This is a genomic window from Sphingomonas kyeonggiensis, from assembly GCF_030812785.1.
Taxonomy (GTDB): domain Bacteria; phylum Pseudomonadota; class Alphaproteobacteria; order Sphingomonadales; family Sphingomonadaceae; genus Sphingomonas; species Sphingomonas kyeonggiensis_B.
Map to the genome: position 1 here is coordinate 749835 of NZ_JAUSTJ010000003.1, position 18512 is coordinate 768346.

Here is an 18512-nt window from a genome sequence, read left to right on the forward strand (position 1 = left end):
GGTAACCATTTCCGGAGTTCCCCGTGTCCCGTTCCGTTCGCATCTCTCTCGCCTGTGCGGCGATCCTGCCTTTCGTCTCCGCTGCGCCGGCGCTTGCCCAGGACAAGGTCAAGCTCAGCGTGACCGGCAGCGTCCGCGTCCGTGCCGAGACGATCGGCGGCCAGTTCCGCCCGAACACGCCGGAGAGCGACAGCTTCCTCTCGTTCCGCACCATGGTGGCGGCGAAGGCGGAGATCGGCGCGTTCACGCTGGTCGGCGAAGTGGTGGATGCGCGCGGCTATGGCGAGAGCGACAAGAGCTCGGTGCGCACCAGCGAGATCAATGACCTCGAGCCCGTCCAGGCCTATCTCGCCTGGCGTCCGGTCAAGGGCGTGCAGATCACCGGCGGCAAGTTCGCGATGGACATCGGCGCAAGCCGCCTCGTCGGCCGCACCGACTTCCCGAACGGCGTGCCCACCTATCTGGGCGCCAAGATCGAGGCGAAGGACAAGAACAAGAACCAGTTGGTCCTGTTCTGGACGCGCCCCTTCACCGCGCTGCCCGAAACCCCCGCGGATATCTACGACAACAAGGTCCAGCTCGACCGCGCGACGGAAAACATCGAGTTCTTCGGCGGCAACGCGATGTTGGCCAAGCTCTACGGTAACACCTCGCTCGAGACCTATGGCTTCCGCCTGATCGAGCATGATCGCACCACCCATCCGACGCGCAACCGCCGCCTCGTCACCTTCGGTGCGCGCCTGCGCCGGGCGCCGGCCAAGAATGCGCTCGACTATGAGGTGGAGGCGGCGCTCCAGCGCGGCCTGGCCCGCGCCACCGCCGCAGTCACCGATGTGCGCGACCTCAAGGTCCGCGCCGGCTTCGTCCATGCCGAGAGCGGCTGGACCTTCGATGGCAAATGGGCGCCGCGCGTCGCCGCGCTGTTCGACTATGCCAGCGGCGAGACGGCCAATCCGAACACTTTCACGCGCTTCGACACCCTATATGGCGCGCGCCGTGCCGATTTCGGCCCGCTCTCGCTCTATGGCGCGTTCGGCCGCGCCAATATCGTGTCGCCGGGCGTACGCTTCGAGGCGCGCCCGTCGAAGCGGCTCGACCTGATGGCATCGGTGCGTGGCGCATGGCTCGCCTCGGCAGTCGACAGCTTCGCCTCGACCGGCGTGATCGATCGGACCGGCAAGACCGATACCTTTGGCGGCGTCCAGTTCGAGCTGCGCGCGCGCCGCTGGCTGGTCCCGCAGAAGCTGCGTTTCGAGCTCGGTTCGGCCTGGCTCGCCAAGGGAGCCTTCCTGCACGATGCACCCAATGCGCCGCGCACCGGCGACACCAAGTTCGTGCACGCCGACCTGACCCTCAGCTTCTGATTTCGGATTGCGGAGAGACCTTTAGGTAGAAGCCACGGATGGTGGGACCTGCATGATCTCGCATACATCCCATCATCCGCGGGCAGCAAGTCCGGGTCGCAAATGCAGGAGGGCCAGGTGAGCCCGTCGTTTCCATTGCTGGTGCTGGTTGTGCGTGAGGCGGGCCTCCGCAGCACGCTGATCGCGCGTCTGTCGATGGCGGGCGCGGACCTCGTGACGATCCATGACATCGACGATCCGCGCGTCGAGCGGTGGCTCGCCAAAGGGCCGGTGCTGATCATCGACGATGTTGCGCTCGCCGGGCGCACCGGCGGCGAAGCCGCTCTGCGCGCCGACACGCGCTGGCGGGAAATTGCAGTGATCGGCGGCGTAGCGACCGACGCAGCACTGCCGCGGGTATCCCGGGACGACGCTGCCCTTGCGATCGAGGCGATGCTGCCTGGCTGGGGCTATCCGGAGCGCTGAAGGCCAGGGTCCTTGCGGGGACCCCGGCTCCCTGTTTCAGTTCTTGGGGAACATGCCTGCGGCAAAGGCGATGCGCAGCGCCTCGGAAAGGCTGCGCACTTCCAGCTTCTCCATCAGGTTGGCACGGTAGATCTCCACCGTGCGCGGACTGATGTCGAGCTCATAGGCGATGATCTTGTTCGATCGCCCTTCGATCAGGCCCTTCAGCACGTCCCGCTCGCGCGGCGAGAGCTTGCCGATCTTCGTTTCGGCGACATTGACCCGCGACGCCGCTTCATTGCCTTCCTCGAGCCGCGAGAAGGCGAGATCGATCGCGGTCATCAGGAACTCGGCCTCATAGGGCTTCTCGATGAAATCGAGCGCGCCCGCCTTCATCGCCTGCACCGCCAGCCCGACATTGCCCTGTCCGGTCAGGATGATCGCCACGAACTTCGGATCGTTGCCAACCGCCTGGAGCACGTCCAGGCCGGTCGATCCCGGCATGTGGAAATCGAGCAGGAGGACGCCCGGATCGAGGTCCGGCAGCGATTCCAGGAATATGTCTCCCGAGCGAAAGGCCCGGATCACCAGATCTGATCGGAGAGAAAGGAGGCTGTGCAGCGAGGCACGGACGGCATCGTCGTCGTCCACGATATAGACCGTTTTTGTCATCTACTCTCCACCCTGTTCCGTGGTCGGTAACGTGAAGCGGAAGACCGCGCCACCCTCTGGCCGATTTTCCGCGCTCAGCGTCCCACCATGAGCCTCGATGATACGCTTGCTGATAGAAAGTCCAATACCCATTCCGGCACCCTCTTTCTTCGTCGTCGTGAAACGAGAAAAGAGTTGGTCGAGCATTGGTTCCGGTATGCCCGGGCCGCTATCGGCGATTTCTATTGCAATCATATCTTCGCTGGACTTGCGCGAACTTACCGTGATCCGGCGATCGATCGCATCCTGTTTGCGAAGAACATCTATAGAATTGCGCAGAAGATTGACTACAACTTGCTGCACCTGCACACGATCCGCGAAGACGCAAGGCACGTCGGGGTCGAGATCGTAAGTCAGCCTTATATTGAACTGGCTGGTTCCTATGAGGACAAGATCGGCCGCATCTCGGATGGTCGGCCCCAGCGGCGTAACCCGCAGATCGACGTCGCCCCGCATCGTGAAGCTGCGCAGTCGCCGGATGATTTCGCCTGCGCGCAACGTTTGCTCGTTGGCCATGCGGAGGAGTTCGCCTACGCGTTCGAAATCCTCTCCCTTGTCGAGCAACATACGCGCTGCGGCGAGGAAATTCGACGTTGCGGCGAGCGGTTGGTTGAGCTCGTGCGCCATGTCGGCGGCCAGTTCGCTCATCGCCGACTGGCGGCCGACATGGGCGAGTTCGGCGTTGAGCTCGCTCAGCCGCTCCTCCGCCTCGAACTGCTTGGTCAGGTCGCGGGCGAACAGCGTGTAGAGCGAATGCCCGTCGATCTGTGCGACGCTGGCGCGGACCTCCATCGGAAAGCGATCGCCCTCGCGGTTGAGGCCGGCGGCGGCGATGGTCTGGCCGGGTTCGAGCGGCTTGCCCCCCTTCAGGAAGGCGCTCAGCCGCGATTCCGCCTCGGCCTCCGCCTCGTCGTCGCGCGGATAGGGGGTGAGCATCGAGAAATTATGGCCCAGCACCTCATGAGCACGATAACCCCACAGCTCCTCCGCCGCGGTGCTGAACACCCGGATTGTGCCTTCCTCGTCCACCGCGAGCATCGCCTCGGGCACCGTCTCGATGATCGATCGGAGCTGCGCCTCGCGGCGGCGCAGCGCAGCCTCGCGCTCCTCCCGTTCGGTGACGTCGAGCATCGCGCCGATGGTGCGGGTCAGGTTGCCCTCGGTATCGTAGAAGGCGCGCGACGAGCCCTCGACGGCGCGGACCGATCCGTTGCGCTCCTTGAACCGGTAGCGGAAGCTGAAGCGCGGCGCGCGATCGGCGACGGCCAGCTCGATCGTCTCGATCACCGCCTCGGCATCCTCGGGCTCGATCTGGTCGCGCCAGCTGTCGAAGCTGGTGACCGAACCGGGCACGAGGCCCAGCCGCTCCTCGGCGCCGGGCGCCCAGCTCATCCGGCCTGTGGCAACGTCCCATTCGAACACGCCCACCTCGTGCGTGGCGGTGGCGATGGCGAGGCGCTCCTCGCTCTCGCGCAGTGCTGCCACGGTGTGGGCGCGGTCGGAGATGTCGGTCATCTTGTGGACGATCACCGGCTCGCGGCCCGTAATCTCCACCCGGTGGATCCGCTCGTGAATGGCGATCTCGCGCCCGTCGCGGGTGATCTCCACCAGTTCCAACGCCTCGCCGTGAGGTCGGCGGGGCAGGCTGGACTCGGGGCTTTCGCAGCGTGAGCGGAGCAGCAGATACTTGTTCTGCCCGCACGCCTCCTCGGCGGTCCAGCCGAACAGCTCGGCCGCGCCTTCGGACCAGTGGACGATCCGCCCGTCCGGGGCGGTGAGCGCCATGGTGGTGACGTCGATCGCCTCGCTGAGCTCAACCTGGGCGGATTGCTCGCGTGCGACGCGGGTGACCGCCCAATAGGCGATGGTGCCGACGATCAGCACGTTGCCGAGCATCGCCAGCAGCTGGCCGGGCGCCGCTGCGAACACCATCCGCCGGGCCAGCACCAGCTCCAGCACCGCGGGCAGCACCGGCAGGATCAGCGCGGCGGGCAGCAGGATGCGCAGCACGCGCCGGTTGCTGGGATCGCGGGCCAGTGCGCGCATCCAGGTGAAGCCGCTGTTCCAGGCGATCGCCGCCAGCGCTAGCGAGATCGAAATGATCGCCGCGGGCAGGGAGGTGGTCAGCAGGGGCACGCTGGGGCTGGTGCCGGGGTGCGAGAACAGGATGATGATCGCCGCCGCGGCGGCCAGGCCCAGCGCGATCATCGCGACCAGGCTGCGCATCTCCTTGGCCACCAGGTCACGCACGCATTGCCCGAGCCCGGCCAGGCCGAGCACAAGGAACACCGCCGCCGGGTTGATCCCGACGCGACCCGGGGACGGGAAGGCGAAATCGACGATCTGGTCGGGGAAAAGCAACCGGTCGACCCCCAGGTCGATCTCCGTCCAGCGCTCGAACAGCGAGACAAAGGCGATCACCAGCGGGATGGCGAGCAGGTTCATCGCCACGCGCCGACGGTCGACAAAGGAAGCCAGGAAGCCCAGCGATAGGGCGGCATAGCCGATCGCGGTCCAGGGCCAGATCGGGAAATCGTTGAAACCGAAGCCGCGCAGATCGGGGACGTCGAACACCCATCCCGCGAACGCGGTCAGGCTGCATGCCAGCCCGAAAGCGGCGAGCCCGATGGCGACCCGCCGGTTCACGGGGGCCGTCACGCGAGACGGCTCGGCAGGGTCAATTGCGACGCGCAACGATGCACCTTCCCCTTCCGGGAACTGTCAATAACACCAATCAAGCACAAGAGAAAATGGGGATAGTCCAGAGTGGTTCAGTCTCTTTGCGAAGAAGCATGGCTTGCCAAGTGCACGGTACCTGCGCGATCACCGCACCGTTACGCAAGGGGGAGAGAGTCGCTTGATCCGCTCGTTAATCATCTTTGGTGCGCTGGCAGGGCTCGCAGCCTGCGATTCGAGCAGCACCAGGGCGCAATCCGCCTCGTCCGACCCCGCTCCGGCGGCCAGTGGCCCGGGCAAGGGCAAGGGGTATAATCACGATCCCTTCCCTTCGACCTATCATGCCTATCCGGGCGCGCCGACGCTGCTGACCAACGTCACCGTGCTCGATGGCGAGGGTGGGCGGATCGACAATGGCCAGGTGCTGTTCCGTGATGGCAAGATCGTCGCGGTCGGCCAGAATCTTGCCGCCGACGGCGCCACGGTGATCGATGGGCGCGGCAAGTATGTCACCCCCGGCGTGATCGACATCCACAGCCATATGGGCGACTATCCGGTGCCTGGCGTGCAGGCCAATTCGGACGGCAACGAGATGACCGGCCCTGTCACCGCCGAGGTATGGGCCGAGCACAGCGTCTGGCCGCAGGACCCCGCCTTCGGCCGCGCGCTCGCCAATGGCGGCGTCACCACACTGCAGATCCTCCCCGGCTCGGCGAACCTGATGGGCGGCCGCTCGGTCGTCGTGAAGAACGTCTATGCCCGCACCATGCAGGGGATGAAGTTCCCCGGCGCGCCCTATGGCCTCAAGATGGCCTGCGGCGAGAACCCCAAGCGCGTCTATGGCTCGAAGGGCCGCATGCCCTCCACCCGGATGGGCAACATTGCGGTGGACCGCCAGACCTGGGCCCGCGCGGTCGAGTACAAGCGCCGCTGGGACAAATATGAGGAGAAGGGCGGGGAGGCGCCTTCGCGGGATCTGGCGATGGATACGCTTCGCGGTGTGCTGGAGGGCGAAATCCTCATCCAGAACCACTGCTACCGCGCCGACGAGATGGCCGTCGTCCTCGATATGGCCAAGGAGTTCGGCTACCACGTCTCGGCCTTCCACCACGCGGTGGAGGCCTACAAGATCGCCGATCTGCTCAAGGCCAACAACACCTGCGCCGCGGTCTGGGCCGACTGGTACGGCTTCAAGATGGAAGCCTATGATGCGGTGCCCGAGAACCTCGCCATCCTCGACAAGGAGGGCGCCTGCGCGATGATCCATTCGGACGACGGCAACGGCACCCAGCGGCTCAACCAGGAAGTCGCCAAGGCCCGCGCCTCGGGCATCAAGGCGGGGATGAACATCAGCGAGGAACATGCCTGGACCTGGCTGGCGATCAACCCGGCCAAGGCCTTGGGCATCGCCGACAAGACCGGCAGCCTCAAGCCCGGCAAGATGGCCGACGTCATCCTGTGGAACGGCAATCCGTTCAGCGTCTACACCCGTCCCGAGATGGTCTGGGTCGACGGCGCGCTGATGTACGATTCCAAGGACCCGAAGCGTCGCCCGGTTTCCGATTTCGAGCTCGGCCAGCCGGGCGAGGGGGATGTGAAGTGATGACCAGCAAGCTCCTTCTCGCCGCCACCGCGGCGCTCGCCTTCGCCACCCCCGCCATGGCGCAGACCGTGGCGATCACCAATGCGAAGCTCGTCATCGGCGATGGCGGCCAGCCGGTCGACGGCGGCACCGTCGTGATCCGCGACGGCAAGGTCGTCGCCGCCGGCCCCGGCGTCGCAGTGCCCGCCGGCATCCGCGTGATCGACGCGGGCGGCAAATGGGTGTCGCCCGGCATCTTCGCCGGCTTCACCCGTCTCGGCATCGTCGAGGTCGACGGTGTCGACGAGACCAACGACAGCGGCGCGAGCGGCACGCCCTTCCACGCGGCGATCGACGTGACCCCGGCGGTCAATCCCAAGTCGACCCCGATCGCGATCAACCGGGCCGAGGGCATCACCCGCGCCGTGGTCGCACCCGACAATCGCGGCTCGATCTTCGCCGGCCAGGGCGCGATCATCGACCTGGGATCGGACATGGACGCGGTCAGCAAGCCGCGCGCCTTCCAGTTCATGGAATGGGGCGAGGCTGGCGCGCGCGCCGCGGGCGGCAGCCGCCCGGCCGCCTATGCCGCGCTGAAGAACGTGCTGTTCGAGGTCCGCGACTATGTCCGCGCGCCGGGCAGCTACACCGATCGCGGCAAGGACGCCTTCCTCACCCGCGCCGATGCCGAGGCGCTGGTGCCGGTGGTGCAGGGGCGCATGCCGCTGCTCGTCCATGTCGAGCGTGCGTCGGACATCCTGGTCCTGCTGCAGCTCAAGAAGGAAATGCCGGCGCTCAAGCTGGTGTTCGTCGGCGCGACCGAGGGCTGGACCGTCGCGTCGCAGATCGCGGCTGCCGGCGTGCCGGTGATCGCCACCGCGCTCAACGACCTGCCCGAGAGCTTCGAGCAGCTCGCCGCCAGCCAGTCGAACATCGGCCGGATGACCGCGGCGGGCGTGCTGCTCGGCATCGGCACGATCAACCAGGACGAGGCGCGCCAGGCCCGCTGGGAGAAGCAATATGCCGGCAACCTGGTCGCGCTGACCAAGGTGCCCGGCGCGACCGGGCTCGACTGGGGCGCGGCCTTCGCGGCGATCACCTCGAAGCCGGCCGAGGCGCTCGGCCTGGGCGGCGAGTTCGGCTCGCTCAAGCCCGGCCGCCGCGGCGACGTGGTGATCTGGGACGGCGATCCGCTCGAGATCGGCACCTCGGCGGTCAACGTCATCATCGACGGGGTCGAGCAGCCGCTCGAGAACCGCTGGACGCGCCTGCGCCAGCGCTATCTCGACCCGAAGGAAGGCGCGCTGCCCAAGGCCTATCAGCGCTGACGGAACAATGGTTACGGTCCCGCATTGATTGCGGGACCGTCTTTCTGGGGAGTATCAAGATGCGGATTATCGTTCCGATGCTTGCCGCGCTTGCGCTCGCCGGTTGCGGGGGCGCCAGCAACACCAACCTGACCGCCAACGACGCCGTGACCGCCGAGCCGCTCAACGCCGCCGACGAGCCCGCCGCGGGCAATACGGCCGAGGTGAACTACAGCGCTGCGGTGCTAGCCCAGAACGACGCCCAGCGCGGCGCGACCTTCATCCGCGCGCTCCAGGACGCGCCCTTGCCCTGCGACCATGTCGACAGCTCGACCCGCATCGCCGACCAGGACGGCGTTCCGACCTGGCGCGTCACCTGCAAGGGCGGGGTGAACTACATGATCGGCATCCCGAAGAACGGCGTGGCGAAGATCATCAGCCGCACGGACCGGTAGGCTCGGGCGGGTGTCGATGATCTATGACGCGGGAGGCAGTCTGGCAGCTTCTGTCTACGGCCGAAGCGAAGGGCAACACCGGCGAGGCGGCGATAATATCCCGCTGTGCCTGATTCTAGTCAGTATTCTATTCGTCCGCTTCCGTCTCGCCAAACTTCACGATTCGAAAGCGGTCAGGAAATTCGCAATCACTATTATGTGCGAAAGGTTCATTGTCGCTCCATGATACGGTGAATGCGCGACAAACTTTCTGATCTTTCATAAGATAGTCGTCGACGGAAAAATTTATCTTCACCAGCAATGGATGTTGTCCGGCGTGAAAGCGGCGCATTTCCTTATCGGATAGAGATACGGGGGTTTCTCCAATCGCAACGACACCACCCGTGGGAACAACTGTTCCGACCGACCCCATGGTACCCAGCATAACGCCTAGTTTATCCGCGTCCTCGACGGTGGTCGAGTAATAGGTTATCGTGAACGCTGTCTGTCCGGCGTTCCGTATACTGAAGCCATAGCTAAACGCAGAGATTCTGTCGCCAGTCTGAGTTGGCTCAGCGTTCTTAACAATAATATTTACGTCGAACACTGGGCGTGCTGCATCCAGAGTGCGTGCGCGGAAGAATATCTCCGATTCAAGATTTGTTGCAGCAATGTTGACCATTTTCTTCGATATCGATGCATTCTGTTGTGAAATTGCGACATTGGCCTCAAGGGCCTCCACCTGCTTTTGCGCTGCATCCGCCTGCAATTTCGCTGCTTCGGCCGATAGGACCGCTGCTCGAGCCTGATCGCGAAGGGTGGAGACTTCAGCCTTGGATGATTCTGCAATAGTCGCGAAGCGCTGCAATGCTTCGGCGGTGTCTCTGTCGGACGATACTTGATTTATCTGCGTGATGACCGTTGCGATGACGAGAACTGCAAAGCCGAGAATACCTACGATAAGCGTGATATGGTCGTGCCAATCTCTTTCCCGAGCATCTTTCGCCGGCATCGCTTCGTGTTTTCGGAAGCGGTTGAAGAGTGGCACGTTCAATCCCCGCCATCAAGATTAGGCCATATTTGACCGCGCTAGCGCTATATTGCTTCGGGTAATCTAATTGAGTTGCCGTTCTCCACCAGCATTATTCGCGTCCCAAACAAAAAGGGAGGCCCCCTTGCGGGAGCCTCCCTCTCTGTTTCACCGATCCGTGCGGATCAGAGGCCGACGATACCGCCGTCATTCTTGGTGATGATCACGATCGCCGAGCGCGGGCGGACCGTGGCGCCGGCGGTGCCGGTCGCCTGGCTGTCCGGCCAGTGGCTGGTCGGGGCGTTCGGGTTGCCGGCGGGGAAGCTGGCAGCGCCTTCGCCCGGATGCTGGATGCCGACGAACAGCGTGCGGCCGTCCGGCGTCGAGTCCACGCCGGTGATCTCGCACTCGACCGGGCCGACCAGGAAGCGCTTCAGGCTCGCGCCCGGCGCCGCGCCGATGCGGGTCGCCTGGGTCGCGGTCGCGCCGCCCGTACCGGTGTTGGTGATCGTCCGCGCGCCGCCGTCGCCGACGGTGCCCGGCTGGCCGACCAGCATCATGCAGTTGGTGACGTCGGTATAGGCGCCGTCGTCGGTCTGGATCCACAGCAGCGGCTTGACCAGGCCCGAGGCGTTGCTCGAGCGGCCGAACCACAGGCCGTCGGGCGACGAGAAGTCGTTGTCCGCGGTCAGGCCCGACAGGTTGATGTTGGTCGCGTCGAGGTCCGCACCGGCACCAAAGGCATAGATGTCCCAGGTGAAGGTGACCGACTCGGTGCTGGTTTCCTTGATGCGGATGATGTGGCCGTTCGGATTGCCATACTGCGCCGTGGCGGCAGCGCCGAACGGATCGTTATAGTGGCGCGGATTGGCCGCATCGGTGCCGTTCAGCGGGCGCAGCGAGGCGTTGTTGTTGGTGAGGGTGAGGTAGACCTCGCCGGTCACCGGGTTCACCGCCGTCCATTCCGGACGGTCCATCGGGGTCGCGCCGACCACGTCCGCGGCGAGGCGGGCGTTGACGAGCACGTCCGCCTGGTCGGCGAACGGGTAGATCGCGCTGGCGGCGGTGACGCCGTTCTGGCCGAACACCAGCGGCAGCCAGGTGCCGGTTCCGTCAGCGTTGAACTTGGCGACGTAGAGCGTGCCGGCGTCGAGATACTTGTCGCCGATCGCCAGGCGGTCGGCCGCGGTCGCATCCGCGGCGGCCCAAGCGGTGTTCGAGATGAACTTGTACATGTACTCGCGGCGCGAATCGTCGCCCATGTACCAGGCGGGCTTGGTGCCGGCGACGAACTTGCCGGGCCAGCAGCCCTCATGGCCCAGGCGGCCGAGCGCTGTGCGCTTCCGCGGTGCCTTGCTCTTGTCATAGGGGTCGATTTCGACGACCCAGCCGAACTGGTTCGGCTCGTTGCGCCAGTCGGTCGTCGCGGTGCCGCCGGTGGTGGCGCGCGCGTCCCAGCGGCGGAAGGTGGTGTTGGTGCCGTCGGCGGGAACCACGGTCGACCAGCCATAGCTGCCCGAGGTGCTCGTCACGCCATAGCGGTTGAGCGCGGTCAGCTCCTTGGCGGTGCGGTTGGCATTGTCGCCTGAGCGGCGGAAATAGCCGGCCCAATTCTCTTCGCAGGTCAGCAGCGTGCCCCAGGGCGTGTAGCCGTTGGCGCAGTTGTTGATCGTGCCGCGGCCCGTGGTGCCGGCGGTCGAATAGGGGGTCTTGATCAGGTCCGAACCGGCCACCGGGCCGTTGAACACCACCGGGGTGTTCGGGGTGACGCGGCGGTTGAAGGTCGAGGTGGCCGAGAAGGTCCAGGCGCGGTTGGCGCCTTCCGAATATTCGACGACCGAGACGCCGTGGCACTCGATCTCCTTCAGCGCTTCCGCCTCGGGGCGGACGCCGCCGGGCTGGCTGGCGCCGGTGGCGTGGAGATACTGCTGGTTGATGTTCTCGTGGTTCTGCACGATCAGGCCGCGGGTCGAGCTATTGTCGTCGCGGGCGCCGGCGCTGTTCAGGCCGAACCAGTAGAGCGCATCACCATGGTCGCCGATGCGGTTGGCGAAGCCGGTGTCGGTGCCGTCATTCTTGTAGGCCGCGGCGCCGCCGGTGATCGGATCGCCCAGGCGCGCGCCGATCTGCACGGTGTAGCCGGCGGGCACGGTCACGACGTCGTTCTTGTTCTTGGCGACGGCGGCGAAGCCGATCGCGGCCGGGTTGACGGTGACGTCGACGGTCGAGATCCCGGCGGTGCCGGTCTTGTTGGCGGCGGCGAGCTGGAAGGTCAGCTTGGTGGCGGCGGCCACCGAGGGGGCCAGGAAGCTGGTGGTGAGCGCATTCGGCGTGGTCAGCGTCACGGCCGGGCCGGCGACCTGGGTCCAGGCATAGGCCTCGGCGGAGCCGGTGCCGGTGAGCGTGACCGTCTTGCCCGAGCTGGTGGTGCCGGCGGTGCCGGCGCTGATCGTCGGCGCGCTCAGCGGATCGTTGCTGTTGGTGCTGTCGCAGGCCGCGAGGACGGAGCCGCCCATCGTCGCCGCGACGATCGCCGTGCCGCCGCGCTGCAGCGTCTGGCGACGCGAATAGCGCAGGTCGGCCAGCTCGTTCAGCGACGGGCCGGTGTTGTGGATGTTCTGATCGACGTCGCCGTCGGTATAGCCGAAGCCCGTCTCGGTGAGATTGGTCATGGAAACCCCCAAGCAGCCGAGTCACTGGCGACCCGGTCGCCCGGTCCTTGGAAGCGCGAAATGACGCCAGCATGCGATTGTCGTTTCGTTAACGTGACTTTTGTGTTTCCGCCGCGTGACGCTTTGCGCGGAGCGGCCGCAGCGGCTAGGCAGGCGCGCGATGGACGCCGGCAAGCCCGATACCGACCCGCCCGAACCCCAGGCGGACAGCCTGTCGCACCGCCTGGCCGCGGCGCTCGCCGGTCTGCGCCTGCCCGGCGGAGGGCGGGGCGCGGCGGCGGCGTTCGGCCTGCTGCTCGCGGCCGGGCCGCTGCTCACTTTGGCCGGGGCGACCTTGCTCGCCCGGCATGAAAAACGTGCGACACTGAGGTTGCAGGAACAGGTCGCGCCGCGTCTCCAGGCCGAGGCTGCCGCGCGCGAGGCGCGTGCCGCGCTCGCCAATGCGGCAGGCCGGGCTGCGCCGGGCGTGGTGCTGGAGCTGCTCGCCGGCACGCTGCCCCCCGAGGCGAAGCTCACCCGGGTCGAGCGTACCGGCGATGGCGGGCTGGAGCTCGACGTGACCGGTGGCGACCCTGACGCGCTGCGCGCCGCGATCCGCCGCGCGCCCGAATTCGCCGGCATGCGCAACACCAGCCAGCGCCGCACCGACGCGGCGATGATCGTCTCGATGCGCGAGGATGCCCAGTGAAGCTGCCCGCGATGCTCATCGGTGGGATCGCCGGGCTTGCCGTGGCACTGCTGCTCGCGCCGGCCACCGGCACTGCGCTGGGCGATCTCGCCGCGGCGCGTGCCGAGCATGCCAAGCTCGCCGCGCTGACGGCCCAGCCGGCGGCCCCGCCGCCGCTGCTTGCCCCCGGCCTCGGCCTGCATGTTGCGGATCCGGCGGCCGGCCGGGCGGCTATCATGCAGCGCGTCCACGGCCTTGCGCGGCAGGGCGGTGTGCTGGTCGAGGAGATCGCCACCGCCCCGGCGCCCGCCGGCGTGGTGGCGCTGCGCATCCGCGTCTCGGGGGCGGAGAAGGCGGTGGTCGCGCTCGCCGACGCGTTGGAGCGCGGCAGGCCGCTGATGCGTATGCGCAGCTGGCGGATCGAGCCGATCCCCGAGGGCGGTGGCGTGCGGCTAATCGGCGAGGTGGTCGCGGCATGGCAATGAAGCGCCGCCCCGAATGGATCGCGCTGGGCATCGCCGGCGCCTTCGCGATCGGCATGCCGCTCGCGCTGCTGCTGCCCGGCAAGGCGGGGAAGGGCGCCGCGGCGCCGCCCGTGCCCGCCCCGATCGGCGCCGGCTCGATGCCCGCGCTCGCCCGTGTCTATGAGCGCCCGCTGTTCGGCGGCGCCGAGCCGGCCGAGGCGCCCGCCGACGCCCCGCAGCTGGTCGGCATCGTCGGCCGGCTGAACGTCGACGCAGTCGCGCTGGTCAAGGCCAGCGCCGGCGCGACCCGCACGCTTCGGATCGGGGAAAGCGTCGATGGCTGGAGTCTCGCCAGCCTGGCGATCGACGCCGCCTTCTTCACCCGTGGCGCGGAACGGGTGCGCGTGCCGCTGCCGATCGGGCCGGATGGGGGCGAGGCAGGCACGGACAACACTGCCCAGTAGAGCTTCGCACGCCTAGCTCCTGCGATCGACTTCCTCCGGCACACGGCCGGCCAAATTCTTCGCGACTTTGACGAAACGCCACGTCAAAGCGCCGAGCAGCCAGGCCAGTACAGCGCCCGCCAGCAATCGCCCTCCAAATTCGGGGAGCGCGTTGCCGAGAAGAACATATGCAATGGCGCATGCCACTGCCAGCAGCTGAAGCGTGATATGGGTGGCGAGGGAGCGGATTAGGCGGAGTGCGATCATCGGATGAACATGCTCCCGTAGATGGCCAGCCGACCGCGCACTGCCCCGCCGCTCAATAAATCCCGTCGATCTCCACCGTCAGCCGCGGCGTCGGCGGGGCGAGGAGGAGGCTGCCGCGCTTGGTGTTGGCGATCTCGTCGGCGCGCAGGCGGTTGTAGCGGTCCTGGGACGCTGCCGCCGCGTCGGCGCCGTCGCGCAGGATCGTCGGCTTGAGGAAGATGAACAGCGTCCGCTTCTGGTGCTGCTCGCGGCGGCTCTTGAACAGCTCGCCGACGATCGGGATGTCGCCCAGGATCGGCACCTGCTGGCGCGTGTCGATATAGTCGTCGGCGGTCAGGCCGCCGAGCACGATCGTCTGGCCATTGTCGGCGAGCACGGTGGTGGTGATCGCGCGGCGATTGGTGACCAGGTCCGAAGCCGCGGCGGTCTGCGCGGCGGCGATCGACGAGGCTTCCTGGTTGACCTGCAGCCGGATCGTGTCGCCCGCATTGATCCGCGGCAGCACGCGCAGGGTGATGCCCACGTCCTTGCGCTCGATCGTCGTATAGGGGTTCACCGTCGAGCTGTCGGTCAGGATCGATCCGGTCAGGAACGGCACGTTCTGGCCCGAGACGAACTCGCCCGCGACATTGTCGAGCACGGTGATCTGCGGCGTGGAGAGCAGGTTGGCCCGGGTCGAGCTGCCCAGCGCCTGCACCAGGATCGAGAAATCGTCGCCGATCGCCACATTGGCGCTGAGGCCGGTGCCGAGCACCTTGCCGGCCGGCACGCCCAGCGCGGTCAGGATCGTGCCGAGCGACGGCCCTCCGGTCGCGTCGAACGACGTCGCACCGCCCTTCACCTGATCGAGCACCGCGCCGCTGGTGCCCAGCTGCACGCCCAGCGCCTCGGCATCGTCGCCGGTGATCTCGGCGATCGCCGCCTCGATCAGCACCTGCGGGCGGCGCACGTCGAGATCGGTGATCAGCGGCTCGATCGCGGCGATGGCGGCCGGGGTGCCGCGCACCACCACTGCGTTCAACTCCGGTGCCGGCTGCACGTTCAGATCGGGCGTCGAGAAGCCCCGGGGCGTCTGGGTCTGCACGCTCTGCATCGTCGCGCCATTGGTGTTGGCGCTCTGCATCGCGCTGCCGATGCCGCCGCTGGTCGAGGCCGAGCTGTTGGGCAGGGCGGAGAGGTTCTGGTTGCCCTGGCTCAGCCGGGCGAAGGGATTGGAGCTGCCCGAGCCCAGGCTCTTCGCCACGGGATTGTCGGCGCTGTCGCCCTGGCCGAGCACGCCGCGCAGCACATCGGTCACCGTCTCCGCGTCGGCATAGTTCAGGCGGAACATGCGGGTGATCGGCGTCGCGCCGCCCGGCTGGTCGAGCGAGACCAGCATCTTGCGGGCCTCGGCGACCGAGGCCGGGGTGCCGCGCACGATCACCGTGTTGCTGCGCGCATCGGCGGCGACGCGGGTGCCTTCGCCCAGCACGCCCTGCAGCGCCTGGGCGACGTCGGTGGCGTTGCCGTTCTTCAGCGAGAAGGTGACGAAGGTCGCGCCGCTGCCGCCATCGAGCTGGCGGGCGATCGCCTCCACCCGGCGGACATTGTCGGCATAGTCGGTGATGACCACGGCGTTGGGCGTGCTCAGCGGCTCGACGCTGCCGAAGGTCGCGACCAGCGGGCGCACCACGCGCGCGACATCGGCGGCCGGCACGTTCTGGAGGCGGACCATCCGCGTCACCAGCTCCTGGCCCGATGCGCCGCGGCTCGGAATGCCGCCGTCGCGCACCGCATTGGCGGCCGGCACGATCCGCCAGGCGCGGCCCGAGCGCACCGCCGCGAAGCCATTGGCGCGCAGCACCGACTGGAACAGCTCCCACACGCCCTGGGGCGACAGCGGGGTCGAGGAGGTGACGGTCACCACGCCCTTCACCGCGGGATCGAGGATCAGCGTGCGGCCGGTGATGCGCGAGATCTGGTCGGAGACGTCGGAGATCTCGACGCCGCGCATGTTCACCACCACGTCGCCGGTGCCGGCATCCTGCGGGGCGGGTGCCGTCTGGGCGATGGCAACCGTATCCAGGGCGATCCCGGCGAGCGCGAATGCGGCGATGGCGGAGCGAATCTTCACGGGAGCACTTTCTAACGGAGCGGCACGGTAAGCGTGATACGCTTCCCGTCACGCAGGATCTGGATCTGGGCATTGCCGTTCGCCTGGGCGGCCGCGAAGGCGCCCTGGGCAGCGGCGGGGTCGGACAGCGAGGTGCCGTTGACCGACTGGATCACGTCGCCCGCCACCATGCCGGGCGGGCCGTTGTCGCCGATCCGATAGCCGCCCTGGACGGGGCTGGCATCGAAGCGCTGGAGGATGCCGGCCACCGTTGCGGCGGGCGGCGCCGGGGCGGGAGCGGGCGGGGCGCCCGGCGTGCGCGCCGGCGGCGGCGTGCCGGGGCCGGTCGTCACCGGATTGGCCGGCGCGGCTGCCGGCTGACCCGCGGCGGCGGCCTGGCGCTGCTCGGGCGTCAGCGTCGGATCGGGGAAGGCGAGGAACTCGTTGCGGCCCCCATTCGCCAGGATCACCTGGTCGCGCAGGATCGCCTGGATCGTCGCGCCATTGATATTGTCGCCGACCTTGTAGGCCTTGGCCGGCTGTCCGCTCACCGAGATGAACGCGCTGGAGAGGTCGCCCGGGCCGGCGGCGATCACGCCCTTCAGCTCGAGCGGCAAGGCGGTCGCCTGGCCCGCCTCGGAGACCGAGGGCTTGCCGAACGGGGCCAGCGCCACCGCCGCGCCGATATCGGGCGTCACTGCCGGGCCGCTTGTCCCCGACGGGACGGTGATCGCGCCGGTCCCGGCATGGCCGGCGATCCGCCAGGTGAGTCCGGCGAGCGCCACCGCCACCGACACGACGACCGCGCCGGTGAACAGGTTGAGCCCGATGCGCGCCTGGCGCGGCGTGAGGGTGAGCGCGGTCATTACAGCTTCCGTCCGTCCACGAAGCCGTCGAGCGATGCAAGCGCGCTCTTCTCTTGCCCGGCGAACACCTGGATGCGGACGCGCTCGATCTCGGGATCGTCGGTCCGCCGTTTCTCGACCGCGACGCGCCATTGCTGGCCCATCATCTCGACCTGGTCGCGGCCCGGCGCATTGGCCTGCAGCTCGGCCATCCGGTTCTCGGCGACCCACATGGCGGTGGTCCGGCGCTCCATCGCCCGGGTCGAATCGATGTGCGATTCGACCGTGCGCATCAGCCCGACGGTGGCGATGGCGAGGACGGCGAGCGCGACGAGCGCTTCGATCAGGGAGAAGCCGTTCTCCTCCCTCGCGAAGCGGGGGAGGGGGACCGCGCCGCGTAGCGGCGTGGTGGAGGGGGCGTCGCCACACGGGCCATCCCCAGGGGAGTAAACCCCCTCCACCACGCCCTGCGGGCGCGGTCCCCCTCCCCCGGAAACGCCATTTCCGGGGAAGGAATTGAGGAGGAGGGCGTGTATCGTCACAGCTTCAGCGCCCCAACCGGGAACGCCCGCACGGTCATCCCGTCATAGACGACCGTCCAGCGCCTGGGTCCGCTCTCGATCACCGCCTGCATCGGCCGGCCGGCGCCGTCCACGCCCAGCACCACCGGCGGCTTGACGCTCAGCGTCATCACCATGCCGCCGGGCAGCTTGTGGAAGCCGAACGCGTCGTCGGTGCGGGGCAGGGCCTTGCCGTCGGCGGCGATCGTCGCGAAGCCGTATCCGTTCTTCTGCACGGTGAAGGCGATCGTCCGGTCGCCGAGCATCGCGTCGTCGGCGGCGGCCTGGAGCCGGGTCGCGAGGCGCCGCGCCTCGGTCTCCACGCTCGGCGCGCGCGTCACCGATCCCATGCCGAGCGCCACCGTGCCCGCCATCACGCCGATGATGACCAGCACGATCATCATCTCGATCAGCGTCATGCCCGCTTCGGAGGGGCGCACGGCGATGTCGGCCCCCCGCATGCGGATCAGCCCTTGCCGTCGATATCGGCGTCCACGCCTTCGCCGCCGACCTTGCCGTCCTTGCCGAGCGAGCGAATCGTGAAGCTGCCGCCTTCCGAGCTATACTCATAGGGCTTGCCCCAGGCGTCGAGCGCCGGAGCGGAGAGATAGCCGCCCTGCGGGAAGGTCGACGGCACCGGCGGCGCGGTCGGCTTCTCGACCAGCGCCTTCAGGCCCTGCTCGGTGGTCGGATAATCGCCATTGTCGAGCCGGTACATCTTGAGCGCGCCGGAGATGGCGGCGATGTTGCTCTTGGTCGCGGTTGCCTTGGCTTCGTCCGGGCGGCCCATCACGTTCATCGCGACCAGGCCGGCGACGATGGCGATGATCACCAGCACGATCATCATTTCGATGAGCGTCAAACCGGCCTCGCCTTCGGGAACGGCGTGCTTGCGGTCCTGCACCTTAGGTGCAATGTCAGTACGCACCCGCGGTGCGATGTCATGGAACTGTT

The 18512-nt window shown here is 67.5% G+C and carries 18 protein-coding genes; 8 read left to right on the plus strand and 10 right to left on the minus strand.

Features of this window, described 5'->3' with window-relative positions; translation table 11 throughout:
* Positions 1 to 23 precede the first annotated feature (23 nt).
* Positions 24 to 1364: an alginate export family protein gene (locus J2W22_RS21040; RefSeq protein WP_307120235.1), complete on the plus strand. Its 1341-nt coding sequence runs from the start codon at positions 24 to 26 to the stop codon at positions 1362 to 1364.
* Positions 1365 to 1481: 117 nt separating this feature from the next.
* The gene (locus tag J2W22_RS21045) at positions 1482 to 1829 is read left to right on the plus strand and encodes a hypothetical protein (RefSeq protein WP_307120236.1); all 348 of its coding nucleotides are present in this window, start codon (positions 1482 to 1484) and stop codon (positions 1827 to 1829) included.
* A gap of 36 nt (positions 1830 to 1865) precedes the next feature.
* Here J2W22_RS21045 and J2W22_RS21050 read toward each other — a convergent pair whose 3' ends face one another.
* Positions 1866 to 2480 carry a response regulator transcription factor gene (locus J2W22_RS21050; protein WP_307120237.1) on the minus strand — a complete coding sequence of 205 codons (615 nt, stop codon included), beginning with the start codon at positions 2478 to 2480 and terminating at the stop codon, positions 1866 to 1868.
* Positions 2481 to 5177 (minus strand): PAS domain-containing sensor histidine kinase, encoded by a 2697-nt coding sequence (locus tag J2W22_RS21055; RefSeq protein WP_307120238.1) that lies wholly within the window; start codon positions 5175 to 5177, stop codon positions 2481 to 2483. It lies immediately after the preceding gene.
* 199 nt (positions 5178 to 5376) lie between these two features.
* Between J2W22_RS21055 and J2W22_RS21060 the strand changes: the two genes are divergently transcribed.
* The 3 genes from J2W22_RS21060 to J2W22_RS21070 are packed head-to-tail and all read left to right on the plus strand — an operon-like array spanning position 5377 to position 8539.
* On the plus strand, positions 5377 to 6798 hold the full coding sequence (locus J2W22_RS21060; protein ID WP_307120239.1) for an amidohydrolase: 1422 nt from the start codon (positions 5377 to 5379) through the stop codon (positions 6796 to 6798).
* Positions 6798 to 8105, plus strand: a complete 1308-nt coding sequence (locus J2W22_RS21065; protein WP_307120240.1) for an amidohydrolase family protein — start codon at positions 6798 to 6800, stop codon at positions 8103 to 8105. Before J2W22_RS21060 ends, J2W22_RS21065 begins: the two co-directional genes overlap by 1 nt.
* Before the next feature lie 59 nt (positions 8106 to 8164).
* The gene (locus J2W22_RS21070; protein ID WP_307120241.1) at positions 8165 to 8539 is read left to right on the plus strand and encodes a hypothetical protein; all 375 of its coding nucleotides are present in this window, start codon (positions 8165 to 8167) and stop codon (positions 8537 to 8539) included.
* Between the two features lie 127 nt (positions 8540 to 8666).
* Here the strand turns inward: J2W22_RS21070 and J2W22_RS21075 are convergent, their stop codons facing one another.
* Together J2W22_RS21075 and J2W22_RS21080 are read right to left on the minus strand one after the other, a co-directional pair.
* Positions 8667 to 9566: a hypothetical protein gene (locus J2W22_RS21075; protein WP_307120242.1), complete on the minus strand. Its 900-nt coding sequence runs from the start codon at positions 9564 to 9566 to the stop codon at positions 8667 to 8669.
* Between the two features lie 167 nt (positions 9567 to 9733).
* A complete protein-coding gene (locus J2W22_RS21080; protein WP_307120243.1) occupies positions 9734 to 12220 on the minus strand; it encodes a PhoX family protein in 2487 nt (828 codons plus the stop codon).
* A gap of 160 nt (positions 12221 to 12380) precedes the next feature.
* On the opposite strand from J2W22_RS21080, the gene J2W22_RS21085 reads away from it, so the two are divergent.
* Genes J2W22_RS21085 through J2W22_RS21095 form a run of 3 tightly spaced genes read left to right on the plus strand, consistent with a single transcriptional unit; the run spans position 12381 to position 13815 of the window.
* Entirely contained in the window at positions 12381 to 12908 is a 528-nt protein-coding gene (locus tag J2W22_RS21085; protein WP_307120244.1) for a hypothetical protein, read from the plus strand.
* Positions 12905 to 13372, plus strand: coding sequence for a GspMb/PilO family protein (locus tag J2W22_RS21090; protein WP_307120245.1), 468 nt, complete (start codon positions 12905 to 12907; stop codon positions 13370 to 13372). The genes J2W22_RS21085 and J2W22_RS21090 overlap by 4 nt, the downstream gene beginning before the upstream one ends.
* Positions 13363 to 13815: a hypothetical protein gene (locus J2W22_RS21095; protein ID WP_307120246.1), complete on the plus strand. Its 453-nt coding sequence runs from the start codon at positions 13363 to 13365 to the stop codon at positions 13813 to 13815. The genes J2W22_RS21090 and J2W22_RS21095 overlap by 10 nt, the downstream gene beginning before the upstream one ends.
* A gap of 12 nt (positions 13816 to 13827) precedes the next feature.
* Here the strand turns inward: J2W22_RS21095 and J2W22_RS21100 are convergent, their stop codons facing one another.
* The 6 genes from J2W22_RS21100 to gspG all read right to left on the minus strand — a co-directional run bounded on the left by J2W22_RS21100 (position 13828) and on the right by gspG (position 18486).
* Positions 13828 to 14061, minus strand: a complete 234-nt coding sequence (locus tag J2W22_RS21100) for a hypothetical protein (RefSeq protein WP_307120247.1) — start codon at positions 14059 to 14061, stop codon at positions 13828 to 13830.
* 52 nt (positions 14062 to 14113) lie between these two features.
* A complete protein-coding gene (gene gspD / locus J2W22_RS21105) occupies positions 14114 to 16174 on the minus strand; it encodes a type II secretion system secretin GspD (RefSeq protein ID WP_307120248.1) in 2061 nt (686 codons plus the stop codon).
* Between the two features lie 11 nt (positions 16175 to 16185).
* Complete coding sequence (locus J2W22_RS21110) at positions 16186 to 17019, minus strand: type II secretion system protein N (RefSeq protein WP_307120249.1); 834 nt, start codon at positions 17017 to 17019, stop codon at positions 16186 to 16188.
* Positions 17019 to 17459 carry a type II secretion system minor pseudopilin GspI gene (gene gspI / locus J2W22_RS21115; protein WP_307120250.1) on the minus strand — a complete coding sequence of 147 codons (441 nt, stop codon included), beginning with the start codon at positions 17457 to 17459 and terminating at the stop codon, positions 17019 to 17021. Before gspI ends, J2W22_RS21110 begins: the two co-directional genes overlap by 1 nt.
* A gap of 77 nt (positions 17460 to 17536) precedes the next feature.
* On the minus strand, positions 17537 to 18019 hold the full coding sequence (locus tag J2W22_RS21120) for a prepilin-type N-terminal cleavage/methylation domain-containing protein (RefSeq protein ID WP_307120251.1): 483 nt from the start codon (positions 18017 to 18019) through the stop codon (positions 17537 to 17539).
* A 5-nt stretch (positions 18020 to 18024) separates the two neighbouring features.
* Positions 18025 to 18486: a type II secretion system major pseudopilin GspG gene (gene gspG / locus J2W22_RS21125; RefSeq protein WP_307120252.1), complete on the minus strand. Its 462-nt coding sequence runs from the start codon at positions 18484 to 18486 to the stop codon at positions 18025 to 18027.
* Positions 18487 to 18512: the final 26 nt, after the last annotated feature.